Origin of the sequence: Exiguobacterium sp. s121 (genome assembly GCF_018617245.1) — a bacterium.
GTDB lineage: Bacteria > Bacillota > Bacilli > Exiguobacteriales > Exiguobacteriaceae > Exiguobacterium > Exiguobacterium profundum.
In genome coordinates this window covers 1,909,286-1,925,342 of sequence record NZ_JACSJV010000001.1, presented here as the reverse complement: position 1 = coordinate 1,925,342, position 16,057 = coordinate 1,909,286, and the positions used below count along the sequence as shown (strand labels likewise).

Annotated in this window: 22 protein-coding genes; 16 read left to right on the top strand and 6 right to left on the bottom strand. The window is 49.5% G+C overall.

Going from position 1 to position 16,057, the window contains the following annotated elements:
- Positions 1 to 37 precede the first annotated feature (37 nt).
- The 11 genes from KOG47_RS09910 (at position 38) to KOG47_RS09860 (ending at position 6,784) form a co-directional block, all read left to right on the top strand.
- Positions 38 to 232 (top strand): YjzD family protein, encoded by a 195-nt coding sequence (locus KOG47_RS09910; RefSeq protein ID WP_015880991.1) that lies wholly within the window; start codon positions 38 to 40, stop codon positions 230 to 232.
- A gap of 74 nt (positions 233 to 306) precedes the next feature.
- Positions 307 to 729, top strand: a complete 423-nt coding sequence (locus KOG47_RS09905) for a thioredoxin family protein (RefSeq protein WP_031421245.1) — start codon at positions 307 to 309, stop codon at positions 727 to 729.
- Complete coding sequence (locus KOG47_RS09900) at positions 726 to 1,505, top strand: phosphatidylserine decarboxylase (protein ID WP_215244151.1); 780 nt, start codon at positions 726 to 728, stop codon at positions 1,503 to 1,505. The genes KOG47_RS09905 and KOG47_RS09900 overlap by 4 nt, the downstream gene beginning before the upstream one ends.
- Before the next feature lie 125 nt (positions 1,506 to 1,630).
- A complete protein-coding gene (locus tag KOG47_RS09895; RefSeq protein WP_015880994.1) occupies positions 1,631 to 2,257 on the top strand; it encodes a YqeG family HAD IIIA-type phosphatase in 627 nt (208 codons plus the stop codon).
- 133 nt (positions 2,258 to 2,390) lie between these two features.
- Positions 2,391 to 3,503: a ribosome biogenesis GTPase YqeH gene (gene yqeH / locus KOG47_RS09890; protein WP_015880995.1), complete on the top strand. Its 1,113-nt coding sequence runs from the start codon at positions 2,391 to 2,393 to the stop codon at positions 3,501 to 3,503.
- The gene (aroE, locus tag KOG47_RS09885) at positions 3,500 to 4,285 is read left to right on the top strand and encodes a shikimate dehydrogenase (RefSeq protein WP_215244150.1); all 786 of its coding nucleotides are present in this window, start codon (positions 3,500 to 3,502) and stop codon (positions 4,283 to 4,285) included. The genes yqeH and aroE overlap by 4 nt, the downstream gene beginning before the upstream one ends.
- A 6-nt stretch (positions 4,286 to 4,291) precedes the next feature.
- The gene (gene yhbY, locus KOG47_RS09880) at positions 4,292 to 4,588 is read left to right on the top strand and encodes a ribosome assembly RNA-binding protein YhbY (protein ID WP_015880997.1); all 297 of its coding nucleotides are present in this window, start codon (positions 4,292 to 4,294) and stop codon (positions 4,586 to 4,588) included.
- Positions 4,585 to 5,154, top strand: a complete 570-nt coding sequence (locus tag KOG47_RS09875; RefSeq protein ID WP_074037631.1) for a nicotinate-nucleotide adenylyltransferase — start codon at positions 4,585 to 4,587, stop codon at positions 5,152 to 5,154. Before yhbY ends, KOG47_RS09875 begins: the two co-directional genes overlap by 4 nt.
- Positions 5,144 to 5,701 carry a bis(5'-nucleosyl)-tetraphosphatase (symmetrical) YqeK gene (gene yqeK / locus KOG47_RS09870; RefSeq protein WP_215244149.1) on the top strand — a complete coding sequence of 186 codons (558 nt, stop codon included), beginning with the start codon at positions 5,144 to 5,146 and terminating at the stop codon, positions 5,699 to 5,701. The genes KOG47_RS09875 and yqeK overlap by 11 nt, the downstream gene beginning before the upstream one ends.
- Positions 5,702 to 5,711: 10 nt before the next feature.
- Entirely contained in the window at positions 5,712 to 6,059 is a 348-nt protein-coding gene (rsfS, locus tag KOG47_RS09865; protein WP_015881000.1) for a ribosome silencing factor, read from the top strand.
- Entirely contained in the window at positions 6,059 to 6,784 is a 726-nt protein-coding gene (locus KOG47_RS09860; RefSeq protein WP_047795583.1) for a class I SAM-dependent DNA methyltransferase, read from the top strand. The genes rsfS and KOG47_RS09860 overlap by 1 nt, the downstream gene beginning before the upstream one ends.
- A gap of 38 nt (positions 6,785 to 6,822) precedes the next feature.
- Here KOG47_RS09860 and KOG47_RS09855 read toward each other — a convergent pair whose 3' ends face one another.
- Positions 6,823 to 7,236, bottom strand: coding sequence for a VOC family protein (locus tag KOG47_RS09855; RefSeq protein WP_215244148.1), 414 nt, complete (start codon positions 7,234 to 7,236; stop codon positions 6,823 to 6,825).
- A gap of 155 nt (positions 7,237 to 7,391) precedes the next feature.
- Here KOG47_RS09855 and KOG47_RS09850 point away from each other — a divergent pair, with 155 nt between their 5' ends.
- Together KOG47_RS09850 and KOG47_RS09845 are read left to right on the top strand one after the other, a co-directional pair.
- On the top strand, positions 7,392 to 7,988 hold the full coding sequence (locus KOG47_RS09850; protein WP_074037627.1) for a DUF2238 domain-containing protein: 597 nt from the start codon (positions 7,392 to 7,394) through the stop codon (positions 7,986 to 7,988).
- An 83-nt stretch (positions 7,989 to 8,071) separates the two neighbouring features.
- Positions 8,072 to 9,541: a catalase gene (locus KOG47_RS09845; protein WP_031421259.1), complete on the top strand. Its 1,470-nt coding sequence runs from the start codon at positions 8,072 to 8,074 to the stop codon at positions 9,539 to 9,541.
- 83 nt (positions 9,542 to 9,624) lie between these two features.
- Here the strand turns inward: KOG47_RS09845 and KOG47_RS09840 are convergent, their stop codons facing one another.
- On the bottom strand, positions 9,625 to 10,518 hold the full coding sequence (locus KOG47_RS09840) for a DNA/RNA non-specific endonuclease (RefSeq protein ID WP_215244147.1): 894 nt from the start codon (positions 10,516 to 10,518) through the stop codon (positions 9,625 to 9,627).
- A 171-nt stretch (positions 10,519 to 10,689) separates the two neighbouring features.
- Here KOG47_RS09840 and nfsA point away from each other — a divergent pair, with 171 nt between their 5' ends.
- The gene (gene nfsA, locus KOG47_RS09835; RefSeq protein ID WP_159561910.1) at positions 10,690 to 11,439 is read left to right on the top strand and encodes an oxygen-insensitive NADPH nitroreductase; all 750 of its coding nucleotides are present in this window, start codon (positions 10,690 to 10,692) and stop codon (positions 11,437 to 11,439) included.
- Positions 11,440 to 11,480: 41 nt separating this feature from the next.
- Here nfsA and KOG47_RS14890 read toward each other — a convergent pair whose 3' ends face one another.
- The 3 genes from KOG47_RS14890 to KOG47_RS09820 form a co-directional block, all read right to left on the bottom strand.
- Positions 11,481 to 12,602 carry a TlpA family protein disulfide reductase gene (locus KOG47_RS14890; protein WP_159561911.1) on the bottom strand — a complete coding sequence of 374 codons (1,122 nt, stop codon included), beginning with the start codon at positions 12,600 to 12,602 and terminating at the stop codon, positions 11,481 to 11,483.
- A 66-nt stretch (positions 12,603 to 12,668) separates the two neighbouring features.
- Positions 12,669 to 14,069, bottom strand: coding sequence for an MBL fold metallo-hydrolase (locus KOG47_RS09825; RefSeq protein ID WP_196431451.1), 1,401 nt, complete (start codon positions 14,067 to 14,069; stop codon positions 12,669 to 12,671).
- 31 nt (positions 14,070 to 14,100) lie between these two features.
- On the bottom strand, positions 14,101 to 14,397 hold the full coding sequence (locus tag KOG47_RS09820; RefSeq protein WP_015881009.1) for a rhodanese-like domain-containing protein: 297 nt from the start codon (positions 14,395 to 14,397) through the stop codon (positions 14,101 to 14,103).
- A 115-nt stretch (positions 14,398 to 14,512) separates the two neighbouring features.
- On the opposite strand from KOG47_RS09820, the gene KOG47_RS09815 reads away from it, so the two are divergent.
- The gene (locus KOG47_RS09815; RefSeq protein WP_251125222.1) at positions 14,513 to 14,887 is read left to right on the top strand and encodes a rhodanese-like domain-containing protein; all 375 of its coding nucleotides are present in this window, start codon (positions 14,513 to 14,515) and stop codon (positions 14,885 to 14,887) included.
- Positions 14,888 to 14,920: 33 nt separating this feature from the next.
- Positions 14,921 to 15,700 (top strand): sulfite exporter TauE/SafE family protein, encoded by a 780-nt coding sequence (locus KOG47_RS09810; RefSeq protein WP_074032693.1) that lies wholly within the window; start codon positions 14,921 to 14,923, stop codon positions 15,698 to 15,700.
- Positions 15,701 to 15,742: 42 nt separating this feature from the next.
- On the opposite strand, the gene KOG47_RS09805 is transcribed toward KOG47_RS09810, so the two are convergent.
- Entirely contained in the window at positions 15,743 to 15,937 is a 195-nt protein-coding gene (locus tag KOG47_RS09805; protein WP_214696058.1) for a hypothetical protein, read from the bottom strand.
- Positions 15,938 to 16,057: the final 120 nt, after the last annotated feature.

Genomic DNA, 16,057 nt, shown 5'->3' with positions numbered 1-16,057 from the left:
TTTTTACGAATCATCTGTGAGATGGAGGGGACGTTCAATGCGTTATTTAGTGACATTGATCTGGGCGATTGTGCTCTCAAATACAGCGGTATTTATCATTTCTGCCGTTGATGGTGTAGAGTTCAACGCGATGCTCGCGACAGGATTTGGCGTGGCCATCACAATCTTCGTTGCAATTCTCGATGTCTTGAATCAAGACATGGGAATCAGCGACGTTGCACAAGAGAAGTAAGCCGTCTACAATCAAACTGACTCGTGCATGAGTCAGTCTTTTTTCTTTATCCAACATAGAGGAGGATCACACATATGAAAAACCCTGAAAAACGCGCGAATTTTATCACGTTCGCCATTATCGGTGCGATTATCGTCATCGGAATCGGTTTGTTGTACTTTTTAAATGGAAACAATACTGACGATGGTGTCAACGCCGTCACAGCAGATGAATTGCAACAACAATTAGACCAAGATGGTGAAGTCGTCGCTTACTTCTGGCAAACGGGCTGCGAATACTGTGAGCAAGTGAAGCCTTATGTCGAACCCCTCATCGAAGAATATGATGCGGTCTCGATCAACTTGGCTGACCATAACGTATGGACGACGTATGGGATTGAAGGTACGCCGACTATCATCCGATTTGAAGATGGAAAAGAGGTCGGTCGCATTGAAGGAGCGGTCTCTGAACAACAATATGAGACGTTCTTTAAAAATGAGGAGGCCAAAGAGGAATGAAGCGTCGTTTCTACCAAACGTTATTTGAGCTGAACGCCTCGCCTTGGATCGCCACACGCCTCAAGCGTTTCGCAGAATCAGATGTGAGTCGTCACTTGATTCCATCGTTTGCAAAAGTATATGACATTGCGGTAGAAGAGACAGAGCAACCGCTTGCTGCCTATCCATCATTGCATGCGTTCTTTACCCGTCACTTGAAGCCTGGAGCACGTACGATTGATGAGTCGTCTGATACTCTCGTATCACCGTGTGATGGAAAGCTATCGGTCATCGAATCGATTTCAGAAGACAGTCGTTTCGAGGTGAAAGGTCAGTCGTATACGCTTGCGGAGTTACTCGGTTCTCAACAAGAAGCAAGACGTTATGCAGGTGGGACAGTCGTCGTTCTCTACCTCAGTCCGCGCGATTATCACCGCGTCCACACACCGCTCTCTGGTCGTGTGCTCAGTCACTATGAGCTCGGGGACCGTTCGGCACCGGTGAATGAAATCGGATTGACGGAGACTGTTCGACCGCTCTCACGCAACTACCGTCGCGTGACGCGCTTTGACAGCCCAGCCGGAACGTACGAACATATCATGGTCGGTGCCTTGAACGTCAACACGATTGAGTGGACGCTCGAAGGAAACCAGGCGGGCAAAGGAGAAGAGGTGGGATACTTCTCGTTCGGTTCGACCGTCGTTCTTTGTTTTGAGAAGGATACGATTCAAATGGACCGTGAAAAGATCGGTCCGGTTCGACTCGGTGAAGTCATCGGGACAATCAAATCCAACTAATTTTGTGTCAATTTTCTTCCGACCGAACGATAGACTAGTCGTTTGGTCGGTTTTCGTTTACCATAGAAGGGATATCAATACTTGTATAAGTAGTTGAATCGTTTAGCTAATTGGAGGAATTTTACGTGTTTAATCGACTTTATCCGAAACAGTTCGTCGCGTCTGTGTTTGACATCGACCTACAAGAATTGAAAGACCGTGGGGTGCGCGTCATTTTGACGGACCTTGATAATACACTCGTGGCGTGGGACGTCCCACATGCGCCAGAGCTTTTACTGATGTGGCTTGAAAAAGTGAAATCATACGGTTTCGATGTGATTGTCGTATCAAATAATAACGAGAATCGTGTACGAACATTTACGGAGCCGCTCGGCCTTCATTATGTCGCTCGTGCTAGAAAACCATTACCATCTGGATTTAAAGCGGCACTCTCGAAATATGGGTACTCGCCGAAGGAAGCCATCTTCTTAGGGGACCAGCTGTTCACAGACGTTCTCGGGGCAAACATGGCGGGCATTCATGTCATTCATGTGCAACCGGTCGTCAAAACGGACGGACTCGTCACGAAATTTAACCGGATGCTCGAAAAAGTGGTCTTCGCCCATATGAAGCGTCGTGGGAAGTATGTATTGATCACGAAAAAAGTGGAAGAACTTGCCGTTGACGCACAACGGGCAAAAGTCGCGGTCGCTGAAAAAATCGGTGAGGCCATGCATCCACGTTCCGAAGATTCACATAAAAAAGATGAATAAGACCTCGAACGCACAGGAAGAAGGAGGCTGCCCATGTACGGCGAGCAAGGCGTCGGAATTAACGCTTCAGGAGTAGCAGCGAGGTGCTACGGTGAATGAAGAAGGGGAAACCTGAACGGCAGTAAGTATAACTATGGAAGAAACAAAACGATATTGCGCTGGGTGCGGCGTAGCCATCCAAACGGAAGACCCGAACGGGGTCGGCTATGCACCGAAATCGGCACTTGACCGTGAGATTGTCATTTGCCAACGTTGCTTCAAATTGAAGCACTATAACCAAGTTCAAGATGTGGAGTTATCAGATGATGACTTCTTGCGCATCTTGAATGGTATCAGTTCAAAAGAAGCACTCGTCATCAAAATCGTCGACATTTTCGACTTCAATGGCAGTTGGCTTCCGGGTCTTCAACGCTCAGTCGGATCGAACCCGGTACTGTTAGTCGGAAACAAGGTCGACTTGTTACCGAAGTCGGTCAACCCGAACCGGATGGCGAACTGGATGAAGGCAGAGGCAAAAGAACTCGGCTTGAACCCAATCGACGTTCATTTGATCAGTGCGAAAAAAGGACATGGCATCGATGAACTCGCTGAAAAGATTGAGTACTACCGCAAAGGCAAAGACGTCTTTGTCGTCGGTTGTACGAATGTCGGGAAGTCGACACTCATCAACCAGGTGATCAAACGTTTCGGTGAAGAGGATGAAGCCATCATCACCGTCAGTCATTTCCCGGGAACGACGCTTGACTTGATCGACATTCCGCTCGACGATGATGCGAACTTGTACGACACACCAGGAATCATCAACCGTCATCAAATGGCACACTATGTCGATGCGAAAGATTTGAAGACGATCACACCGAAGAAAGAAATCAAGCCGCACGTGTTCCAGTTGAATCCGCAGCAGACGCTCTATTTCGGCGGATTGGCACGTTTAGATTATCTTGAAGGAAATAAGCGATCGTTCGTCATTTATATGTCGAATGAATTGAAAGCACACCGTACGAAACTCGAACGTGCCGATGAGCTCTATGACCAACATATTGGGAAGATGCTCAACCCGCCGAATGAGAAGACACTCGAAATCTTACCGCCACTCGTCCGTCATGAGTTCAGCTTACGGGACGGCGTGAAAACGGATATCGTGTTCAGTGGTCTCGGTTGGGTCGCGATTCACGGAAAAGGTGGCCGTATCGCAGCATGGGCTCCAAAAGGCGTCGCAGTCACACTTCGCGAGGCGCTCGTATGAATCTGGCCGTCATCGGTCACCCGATTGCTCATTCGCTCTCTCCCCAACTGCACGAGCAGTGGTTGAGGGCGTCTGGGCTTTTCGGGCGTTATGAGGCCATCGATGCCACACCAGATCAACTCCCAGCCTTATTTGCGGCAATGCGAGAAGGGGACTGGGATGGATTCAATGTCACGATTCCCTATAAAGAGGTGGTCGTTCGGTATCTCGATGACCTTGACGAAGCGGCGAAACATGCTGGAGCCGTCAATACGGTGTATAAACGAGACGGGCGACTTATCGGGACGAATACGGACGGGGCAGGTCTTGTCCAAGCGCTGATGCCATACACAGACTTTACAGGGCGTGTCCTGATTGTCGGTGCCGGAGGAGCGGCTCGGGGGATTGTCCAAGCTCTCCCGACGCGTGACGTGACGATTGTCAATCGAACTGTGGAACGGGCAAAAGCGCTCGCCGACACGTTCGGAGTCGTCTACACGACGTTTGATGAGATGGACGTCTCTCGATTTGATGTCATCATTCAGACCACTTCTGTCGGGATGGACGAGAGATCGACACCACTTTCATTGGAAGGATTACGACAAAACACGGTCGTTTGTGATATCATATATCGTCCACTTGTCACCCCGATGCTTCAAGAAGCGAAACGTCGCGGAGCCAAAGTTGTGACAGGTGTAGCCATGTTCGTCGGGCAGGGCGCGCTCTCGTTCGAGAAATGGACGGGCGTGAAACCGGACGAAACCGTTGGAAAAAAGTTAATCGAAGGATTATTGGAGGAATAATATACTATGTTATCAGGTAAACAAAAACGCTTTTTACGCGCAGAAGCGCACCATCTTTCACCAATCTATCAAGTTGGGAAAAATGGAGTCAGCGAAGCGATGTGTAAAGATATCGCGGACGCACTCGAGAAACGTGAATTGATTAAAGTTCAAGTACTTCAAAACTGCATGGACACGCCTAAAGATGTCGCTGGTGAGTTAGCTGAAGGCACACAGGCTGAAGTCGTTCAAGTGATTGGAAAAGTCATCGTCTTGTACAAAGAGGCGACCGAGAAAGAAAATCGCCAAATCAAACTCCCATGAGCCGGATCGGCTTGATGGGCGGAACGTTCGACCCGCCGCATCTCGGACATCTGTTAATCGCGGAACAAGCGCGTGAACAGCTTGAACTTGATGAGGTGTGGTTCCTGCCGGCTGCGATTCCACCACATAAGGTCGGATTCAGCTCGGCAGACCACCGAATCGAGATGACGCGACGCGCCATACAAAATCAGTCCGACTTCAAGTTGAACTTGATTGAGTTTGAACGGAGTGAGCCGTCTTATACGGTCGAGACGATGAAACGGCTGATCGAACAGTATCCGAATGATGAATTCTACTTTTTGATTGGTGCCGATTCACTCGTTTCGCTCGAATCCTGGTATGACTATGAGACGCTCATCCGTCTTGTCACGTTCGGTGCGGTCGCACGGCCAGGGACACGTTATTTGATTCCGGAGAAAGCAGACGTCCACGCGATTGACATGCCGCAACTCGAGATTTCATCGACGGACATCCGGGAACGGGCGAAACGAGGCAAATCCATCAAATATCTTGTCCCGACGCCAGTCGAGGAGTATGTGAAGGAGCATAAGTTGTATGACGTTTGAAGAAGCGCACGAGTTGATTAAACAGACGCTGCCAGAAAAACGCTATATCCATACGCTCGGTGTCGTCGAGACGGCGGAACGCATGGCGATTCAATTCGGTGAAGAGGTCGAACAGGCTCGTCTTGCTGCCATGCTTCATGATTATGCGAAGTACTTTGACGTCGAAGAAATGCGTCGAGTCGTCGTGGAAGAAGGGTTAGACCCGAATCTACTTGAGTACGGGGACGAACTACTTCATGCGCCGGTCGGTGCGATTTTACTTTCCCGTCAATACGACCTGGATGACGCGGTGCTCTCGGCGATTCGGAATCATACGACGGGAGAGCCCGGGATGTCTCGGCTCGACCAAATTCTGTTCGTGGCGGATGCCATCGAACCGAATCGGAATTATCCCGGCGTCGACCGGTTGCGGGCAGAAGTGGAGCGTTCGCTCGAAGCGGCGGTTGTCGCGACACTGAAACAAACGATTGAATTTTTATTGAAGAAGTCGGTGCGTATTTTTCCACTGACGATTGAAACGTATAACGATTTTGTGAATATACCTTAGGAGGGTCAATATGACTGCAAGAGAAGAATTAGAATTGATTGTTAAAGCGGCTGACGATAAACGTGCCGAGGAAATCGTTGTACTCGACATGGAAGGGATTTCGCCAATCGCAGATTACTTCGTTATCTGTCACGGGAACTCGGAGAAGCAAGTCGAAGCGATCGCACGTGAAATCAAAGACGTTGCTGGCGAAAACGGCTTACCGCTCCACAAGTTCGAAGGAATGGACACGGCACGTTGGGTCCTCGCTGACCTTGAAAACGTCGTCGTCCACATCTTCCATCGTGATGACCGTGATTACTACAACCTAGAGAAATTGTGGGCTGACGCGCCACACGTCGAAGTGGAAGTCGGCTAATGGCTTACGAAGGATTCGCCTATGTATACGACGAGTTGATGAAAGACGCGCCGTATGATGAGTGGGTCGCTTTCGTGCGTCGTCACGTCCAAGATGGCGCGACACTCGCGGATGTCGGGTGCGGGACCGGGTCGGCGACGATTCGCCTCGCTGAACATTACGATGTCATGGGGATCGACTTATCCGAGTCGATGCTCGAAGTCGCACAAGAAAAGGCGCTCGAGGCCGAAATCGAGTTGCCGCTTTGGGAACAAGATATGCGTGAGTTGGAGTTACCGGAACCGGTCGATGCGGTGACGATTCTTTGCGACTCCCTTTGCTATTTGCGAGACGAGGCGGACGTGATTGATACGTTTGAATCTGTCTACAATCAACTCAAACCAGGCGGCTTGTTCATCTTTGATGTCCATGCTCCGAACAAGATGCAGACGCTCTTCAACCAAAAGACGTATGCGTCAAACGGAGAAGATTGCTCATATATTTGGTTTGCCGACCCGGGAGAAGCCCCGCTGTCGGTCGTTCATGACTTAACGTTCTTCGTCGCGCTTGAAGATGGGACGTATGAACGAATTGAGGAGACACATGAACAACGGACGTATGAACCAGGGCAGTACATGCAATGGTTGATTGGTGCCGGTTTCCATGTCAAATCGGTCACCTCTGATTTCACCGAACATGCACCAGGAGCGGATGCCGAGCGCATCTTCTTCGTTGCCCAAAAATAAGCAAATCCCCGATTCTGACGAATCGGGGATTTTTGTCGTTATGCTTCGTGGCTGAACTGCCACTGGACGCCGAACTGGTCTTCGAGCATGCCGTACGCCTTGCTCCAAAACGTCTCTTGAAGCGGCATCAAGACATGTCCGTTCACAGAGAGCGCCTCGAACTCACGATGGATGGCCTCGAGGTCGTCTGTGACGACAGCGAGCGTGACATTGTCCCCGAATGTGACCGGTCCGTCAGGCATCGCATCAGAAAACATGAGCGATGAGCCGTGAACCGAGAGTCGGGTATGCAGCACAAGATTGGCCATTTCACTCGGCACCGGTTGACCGTCTGGACCAGGTTGATCACCGAACGTCATAATGTCTGGAGCGGCGTGGGTGAACACATCGGCATAAAAGGTTACGGCGTCTCGACAATTCCCATTAAAGTTGAGATACGGATTGATCGGCATAGCAAGTTCCTCCTCGAATTCATAATATTAATTATAGAACGTATGTTCGTAAATAGCAAGAGAGTCCAACTAAATTCAATTGTGTGGTTGAACACGATTGAGAGTTGGGAATAGAGCATATAGAGAACAAACTAGACGAAAGAAGGCGAAGCATCATGAAGCTCACGAAAGGACGTATCCTCGAATTTGGATTCGTCTTGTTCATGGCGATCATACTTATCACATCAATCATTGAAGAATCATGGTTCGATGCGAGTGTAGCGGGGGCCGGAATCATTTCTGGGCTCATCCCGTTCTTCATTGAAAAGACGTTTAAAACAGAACTCGATGGCAAGATGAAGGTGGCGTATATCCTGTTCTTGTTTGCCTCCCAGTATTTAGGATCGATTGTCGGACTATACGGGAATGGATGGTGGGACACGTTCCTTCATCTCTTAAGCGGAATCTTTCTCGCATTCCTTGGATTCGACTTCTTCAGTAGGCTCGATGATGACATTCGGACCGAGATCCCGAAACGATTTTTGTTCGTATACATTGTCGTCTTTTCCATGGCTGGGGCGGCGCTTTGGGAGATGTATGAATTCACATCTGACGTCGTCCTGAACACGACGATGCAAGGGAACGGGAATGACGATACGATGGTCGACATCATCGCGGGGTCCCTAGGCGGTATCTTGGCAGCATTTTTCGTCGTGACGCTCCATCAACGTGAAAAATCCAAACAAAAGAGACATATGAAAAAAAGTTCGTGATTCACGAGCTTTTTATTTGTAATCATTCTAATCTTTGATTAATATCAATATTGTAATGATTATAAATAATGGGAGGCAATCATATGGATCAACACCGTCAACTAACTACTAACCAAGGCGTACCAATCGGGGATAACGCCAACTCCATCACTGCGGGTCGTCGGGGCCCGACGCTTCTCGAAGACTACCAACTAATTGAGAAATTAGCGCATTTCGATCGTGAACGAGTACCAGAACGTGTCGTTCACGCGAGAGGCGCAGGGGCGCATGGTGTCTTCACTGTAAAAAATAGTATGAAACGCTATACGAAAGCCGCATTCTTGCAAGAAGAAGGGCAAGAGACGCCTGTGTTTGCGCGCTTCTCGACCGTCATCCACGGATTAGGTTCACCGGAGACGCTTCGTGACCCACGCGGTTTCGCCGTCAAGTTTTACACGGAAGAAGGGAACTATGATTTCGTCGGAAACAACTTACCGGTCTTCTTCATCCGTGACGCGATTAAATTCCCGGACGTGATTCACTCGCTCAAGCCGGACCCACAAACGAATCTTCAAGACCCGGACCGCTTCTTCGACTTCATGTCGCTCACACCGGAATCAACGAACATGCTCGTGCATCTCTTCAGTGACGAGGGAATCCCAGCATCGTATCGCCACATGCGAGGGTCATCCGTCCATTCCTTCAAGTGGGTGAATGAATTCGGCAACACGGTGTACATAAAGATGCGCTGGGTACCGAAGCAAGGGATTCAAAACTTGTCGATGGAAGAAGCGGCGAAAATCCAAGCAGAAGACTTCAACCATGCGACACGTGATCTGTTCAACGCCATTGAAAATGGAGACTATCCGGAATGGGATCTATATGTACAGATTCTCGACCCAGCGGACATGGACAACTTTGACTTCGACCCGCTCGATGCGACGAAAGATTGGTTCGAAGATGTCATCCCGTATCAATTGGTTGGAACGATGACCCTCAACAAAAATGTCGATAACTTCTTCGCCGAGACTGAGTCTGTCGGTTTCAACCCAGGCGTCCTCGTACCAGGGATCCAGCCGTCAGAAGACAAGATGCTCCAAGGACGACTCTTCTCGTATTCGGATACGCAACGTTACCGCATCGGACCGAACTATCTCCAACTCCCGATCAATTGCCCGTTCGCTCAAGTCGCGAACAACCAGCGTGACGGGGCGATGCCGTTCAAGCAACAGACGAGCCCGGTCAACTACGAGCCGAACCGTTACGAAGACGCACCGAAGCCGAATGCGGACTATATCGAGACGCCGCAACCGATCACAGGCGTGACGGGTCGTCAGAAGATTGAGAAGACGAACGACTTCGGTCAAGCCGGAGAGGTATATCGTCGCTACTCTCAGGAAGAGAAGGATGCACTCGTTCGTAACCTCGTGGCGCATATCAAAGAAGTTCGTCACGAGAAGACCGTTCTCCTCTTGATCTGCAACTTCTATCGTGCGGACCGTGAACTCGGAGAGCGTCTCTCGAAAGAGTTGAACGTCGATCTCGCACCATTCTTGAATCAAATGTCGAACTAAACACGTAACCGCGGTCTTACACCGCGGTTTTTTTCTATGCGAAAAGACGCCTCTCTCGTGGAGAAACGTCTCGTTCGTCATAGTTATTCCCCGACCATCCCGTCACCGTCTCGGTCGTCCATGTATTGATACAGCCAATGGTCACGCGTGATCGGCATCTCGAATCCGGCGTTCTTTGCTTCTTTGATTGTCACTTGTCCGTTTCCGTCAAGGTCGATATCGGATAATTCCCGTTCCTCGACTGGTTCCGTCGTCACTGCAGGAGGGGAATCATCCGTCAATCCGAGCGATTCGTTCACTTCCTCCGGATCCACGTTATCATACGTATCGGTGACCGTATTGCCCCGTACGGTATACGTGTATTGGTAGCGGGAAGGAATCTGAGTCGTCGTGTTCGGATAGGTGATGATGGCTTCGAAGTCTTTCGCCCCGCCAGCCTTCCGGATGACATCTTCCATGAATGCCTGGTCGCCGTAACGGTTGAGTGCGCTGTTTTGTGGCGTGATGTTATAGGCGTTCGAGACACCGCCAAGTGAATCGGCGATGATATGGCCTTCGTCGAGGTTAGGGTCTTCGACACCCGGAACTTTCGCCTCGTCTGCATAATAGCGTCCTGAAGAATTGACGTCTTCGGTCTCGTCGTTTTGAAGAATGATCTCATCAGCAATCACGCGAACCAGTTGACCGTGTTCGTTCGTGAACGCCCAGTACTCTCGGTCGCCAAAGCCGATATCAACGACGACATTCGCCTCCCGTGTGCCGGACTGATCGCCGCCATCGACCTCGATCGTTGTATAGCCTTCAAATACATCGCCTTCAGATTTAGGGGGCTCGGTGGTTTGTTCCTCTTGTACAGGTTCCTTTTCCACTGTTTCTTCGGTTGACGTCGACGTCGAGACACTCACGTCGGCATCCGTGCAGCCTGAGAGGAATAGCACCCCAAGTAGGAATGGGATGTAAAATGGTATTCTTTTCATCTATATCGCTCCTTATTCGAAGTTACGCTATCGTATTTACTATGTAGCTTATAATGATAGCATAAGAAAACGAAATGTGAGCGTCCTCCCTTCAAAATGTGCCCGATGGATTCCTCTCATTTGTGGATTCAGATAGCTTATGCCAAGATTGAAAAAAAGGGGGAAGAACGTATGAACGAAGTGATTGAGACCTTATTGAACCACCGTTCCGTCCGCGATTTTACGGACGAGAAATTGACAGACAAACAAATCCAGACCATCGTCGAGAGCGCACAACGGGCATCGACGTCTAGCTTTATCCAGGCCTACTCCATCATTGGGGTGACCGATGAAGCGAAAAAGAAACGACTCGCTGAGATTGCGGGCAACCAGAATTACGTGGTCGAGAACGGTCACTTCTTCGTCTTTTGTGCGGATTTGCATCGCCATGAGGTGATTGGTGAACTGCAAGAAACAGAAGTGTCCGCAACACTTGAGACCGATGAGAAACTGCTTGTCGCTGTGATCGACGCTGCACTTGCCTCACAAAATGCGGCAGTGGCGGCAGAGTCGATGGGGCTCGGAGTCTGCTATATCGGTGGCATTCGGAACGACCTCTTTGCGGTGAAAGAAGTGCTCGCATTGCCGGAACGGGTCATTCCGCTCTTTGGCATGGCCGTCGGTGTACCGGCTTCAGTCGAAGATCAAAAGCCCCGTCTACCGTTCCATCATATCTACCATGAGAACGCATACGAGGCGAATCCAGAACGGATCAAACAGTCACTTTCGGATTACGACGCGTTGATCCATGATTACTACATGGTCCGGGGATCGAATCCGCGTAAAGACACGTGGACTGGCCAAATGGGACGCATGTTGTCGAAATCGACACGTCTTGACGTCAAAGACTTTTTGAAAGCACAAGGCTATTTGAAGCAATAAGATAAACCGCCGACAACTCTTTGTCGGCGGTTTTGTCATGTTCAATTCAATTGGGCGTCGAGCCAATTCTTGTCGATGGCACCAAATTGCTTCGCGATGATCACACCCGATTCATCGAGCACATACGTCGTCGGCATCGCTTGAATCCGATACGCATCTCCGACTTGGCCGTCACGGTCATAGACGACGGTAAATGCGTCTTCATACGGTTCGACGAACGAGACGGCATCGGCGGGGTCGCGTTCACTCGTCGTCGTGTTGACGGCGACGATGGTCACGTCATCTCGCTCTTTCGCGAACGCCGCCATATCCGGCATCTCCGCCCGACAAGGCGGGCACCAGGACGCCCAAAAGTTGACGACGACGCGCTGACCACGTAGTGAAGTTAAGTCGAATGTACTCCCATCGGTTCGCTGTAATTCGAACGAAGGGGGAATTTGCCCGATGTTCAAACCGGTCGACGCCGTCTCTGTCGTGACAGATTGTGTCGCTTTCTCTGGCAGGACAGCATTCACGACCGCGAGAACGACCAGGACTCCGACACTAATTTGAATCACTTTCTTTGAAGGGCGGGCGAGATAGACCGTCAATCCGAAGAGGACGAGGGCGATGACAATCATCCACCATTGAATCTGTCCGACCGCATATGACTTAAATAGCCAGATGCCGGATGCACCGCATACTGTCCAAAGAATGTTTCCACGAGTCGGTTCATGCATCCAGCGCCACGTCGTTCCGAGTAGCAGAAAAATGAGCATGGCGCTCCATAGATGAATCGGCTGGTCGGAAAGGTTCAAAATCGTCCCGTATACTGGAACCGCGAGTGTCATCCCGAACCAAATGAGGAGTCCGCTCAGCACCCAATACCCTAAAAGGTTCCGGTCGAGTCGATAGACGAACCAAAGGACGACAGCAGCCGCAATCCATTGAGACCATACGCCTCCTGTGGCGTAAAGAGCGAGCGATAGGTCACGTGTCGTCAACAGACCGATGACGATGGCGCTTCCTTTCCAGGCAAGAAAACCATAGAACCATGTCCCGATGACCGCTTCACGCTGTTTACTCGACAATCCGAGAAAGCGGAAGATGCCGTAAAGGACGGCAAGGCTTAGTAAAAAGATGAGTAAATCGAAACGAATGTTGAGTGGACCGATGGCGACCACGTCTTTCCCTCCTAAACAAAAGGCGCCCCTCTCGAAGCGGGCGCCATATTCATAGTCAGTATAGCATTACTTGATTTGTTGAGCGTTCAAGACAGTCTTCATCGCGCCGTAGCCACCGAGGATATTGTGGATATCTTTGTAGCCGAGCGATTGAAGGACACTTGCCGCCATGCGTGAGCGGACGCCTGACGCACAATGCACCGCAATCGTTTGGTCTGTCGGAAGACCTTCGTGGTCACGTGCGAGCTTACCGAGCAAGATACGTTCTGCCTTTTCGTAATGGCTCGCGTTCCATTCTGTCGCGTTTCGAACGTCGAGGACGAACACGTCACCTTTTTCAGCAGCTTCAATCGCTTCTTCTGCCGTCACGTCCGTATACGTTTCCGTCAAAAGTGATGCATCGAGTTCTTCGACTGGGACGATGAAGCGAAGACGGTCGAGACCGATTGATTGGAGGTCTGTTTGTACTTGATCGACGTTTTCTGCACTTGCGATAACCGTGATGTCTTTGTCGAAGTTGACGAGCCAGCCTGCCCAAGAAACGAACTTGTTGTTGTAAGGGATGTTGATTGTCCCTGGTACGTGACCATTTGCGAAATCTTCACCTTTACGTGTATCGACGACCTGTGTCTCTTCGACGAGTGTATCGAGCCGGTCCGACCCGACGACTTCAGGACGAGCGATGTCCGTCGTCTCTTGAATGCCTTCTTTGTTTACTTTCTTCATCATGGCGAAGTAGTTCGGCGGTTCTGGTTGATCCGTCGTCAATTCTTTGATGAAGGCATCTTTGTCCGTCATTTGAAGCGCCCAGTTCGTCGCTTTCTCGTAACCGACCGTCGATGTGGGGATCGCACCGAGTGCTTTCCCGCAAGCACTACCTGCGCCGTGTCCTGGCCAGACTTGAACGAAGTCAGGAAGTGCCATGAATTTTTTGAGTGAATCAAACATTTGTTCCGCACCGATTGCCGTCGTTCCTTTCACACCGGCTGCTTCTTCGAGAAGGTCAGGTCGACCGATATCTCCGACGAAGACGAAGTCTCCTGTGAAGATCCCCATCGGTTGTGTCTGGTTGCGGTCATAAAGAAGGAACGAAATATGTTCCGGTGTATGACCAGGTGTGTGCATGACTTCGAGTGTCACGTTTCCGATCTTGAACGTGTCGCCTTCTTTGACGAGTTGTGCGTCGATTTCTTTCGCGAATGCATACTTCCAAGAAGCATCACCTTCGTCTGATAGATAGGCTTTCGAACCTGTGCGCTTCGCGAGTTCGAGTGAACCGGACACAAAGTCCGCATGGATATGCGTCTCTGCCGTTGCGACGATGTTCATGCCTTCTTTTTTCGCTTCTTGAAGATAAGGCTCGATGTTACGGGCCGGATCGATGACGATCGCTTCTCCCGTCATTTGGCAACCGACCATATATGAAGCTTGTGCTAGTTTCTCATCATAAAAATAACGTAATAGCATATAAATTTCCCCCTATGAGTAAAGTAATCGTTTATTCGACTTCGCCTTGCCAGCTCATCATCCCACCGTCGACGTTCGTGACGTCGAATCCGAGTGAGTCAAGATAAGCAGATGCGTTCATGCTGCGTCCACCGGCTGCGCAAATGACGTGAATCGGTTTAGAGCGATCGAGCTCATCGACTTTTGCCCCGAATTCAGAAAGTGGTACGTTTTTCGCTTGTTTGATGTGACCTCCAGCATATTCATCCACCTCTCGTACATCGATGAGGTTGAGTGAGTCGTCAGCTTGAAGTAACGCTTCTAATTCAGTAGTCGTAATCGTCTTCATGAGTCTTTGATCTCCTTTTCATGGTTAAGGTTTTTGGCAACGAGAATGTTTCGTTGGCTTTAATATACCCCCTAAGGTATAATGGGCGCAAGTGAAAAGAATTGGAGGGGAAAATATGAAGAGGATTTCCTTATTTGTTGGGATTTTGGTTTTAATGGCGATTTTTATCTTTGTAATCACATCAGGAAAGGATGAAATTACGAAAATTGACGTTAAAACTCTACAAAACAAATTGGAAAACGAGGAAATAACGCTTCTTGACGTAAGAGAAGCGTCTGAATACGAGGGGGGGCATATCGAAGGGGCAGTGAACGCACCACTTTCTTCATTAGATGCAAACCAACTGTCGTATCCGAAAGACGAACCAATCTACGTCATTTGTCGAAGCGGTAACCGAAGTGCCCAGGCGGCTAGTCAATTACAGGCTGCTGGCTATACGGAAATCTATGACATATCAGGCGGAATGATGGCTTGGGAATCGATTGAATAAGTAGAGAATACGAGAGCAAATGGAGGAGTTTATATGGAGTTCGGGTTTATCATTACAATTTTTCTAATTGGATTTATCGGGTCGTTTATTTCAGGGATGGTCGGGATTGGTGGATCGATCATCAAGTATCCGATGTTGTTATACATTCCACCGATTCTAGGGTTTGCCGCTTTTAGCGCGCACGAAGTATCCGGAATTAGTGCCATTCAAGTCTTCTTTGCGACAATCGGTGGGATTTATGCCTATCGTAAAGGTGGATACTTAAACAAGCAGTTGATTCTCTACATGGGGGTGTCGGTATTAATTGGTAGCTTCATCGGTGGATACGGATCGACGATTCTTTCGGAAACGATGATCAATGTCGTCTATGCCGTACTCGCAACGATTGCCACCATCATGATGTTCTTGCCGAAGCCGAAAGTGGACGACATGCCGCTTGATCAAGTACAGTTCAACAAAGTGATTGCAGCAAGTTCAGCATTCGTCGTGGGAATTGCGGCAGGAATCGTCGGGGCAGCGGGAGCCTTCATTCTCATGCCGATCATGCTTGTCGTCTTACGCATCCCGACGAAGATGGCGATTGCGAGTTCCCTCGCCATCACCTTCATCTCGTCGATTGGCTCGACGTTCGGTAAAATCATCACCGATCAAATTGTCTGGGGTCCGGCCATCATTATGATTATCGCGAGCCTGATTGCCGCTCCAATCGGGGCGAATGTCGGGAAGAATATGAATACGAAAGCACTCCAATGGATTTTAGCGCTACTCATCTTAGCGAGTACCATCAAAATTTGGAGCGACTTAATCGCATGAAAAAATCACGACGCCTATTTTCTGGCGTCGTGATTTTTTACGTTACTTCGTAATGAAATAATAGAGAAGACCAAGTCCGATGAACGAGACAGGGAGCAAGATGATGTAGAGCCAAGATACCATCGACCAGCTCTTCTTTTGGCTGTACGTGGAGCGGTCTTTCCCGAGCCCGACCATGATGGTGAATATGAGTGCAATCAAACAAACGAGCAATGCTAATCCGATTGTGAGAGCCATAATATCACATCCTTCTTAAATGCTGTCACCTTCATCATATCGCATACAGTTGGGAGACTTTTGACAGAATGTTGAGGTTGTGTGACAAAGGTGAGGGAGAAGCGTCACACAAATCGAAAT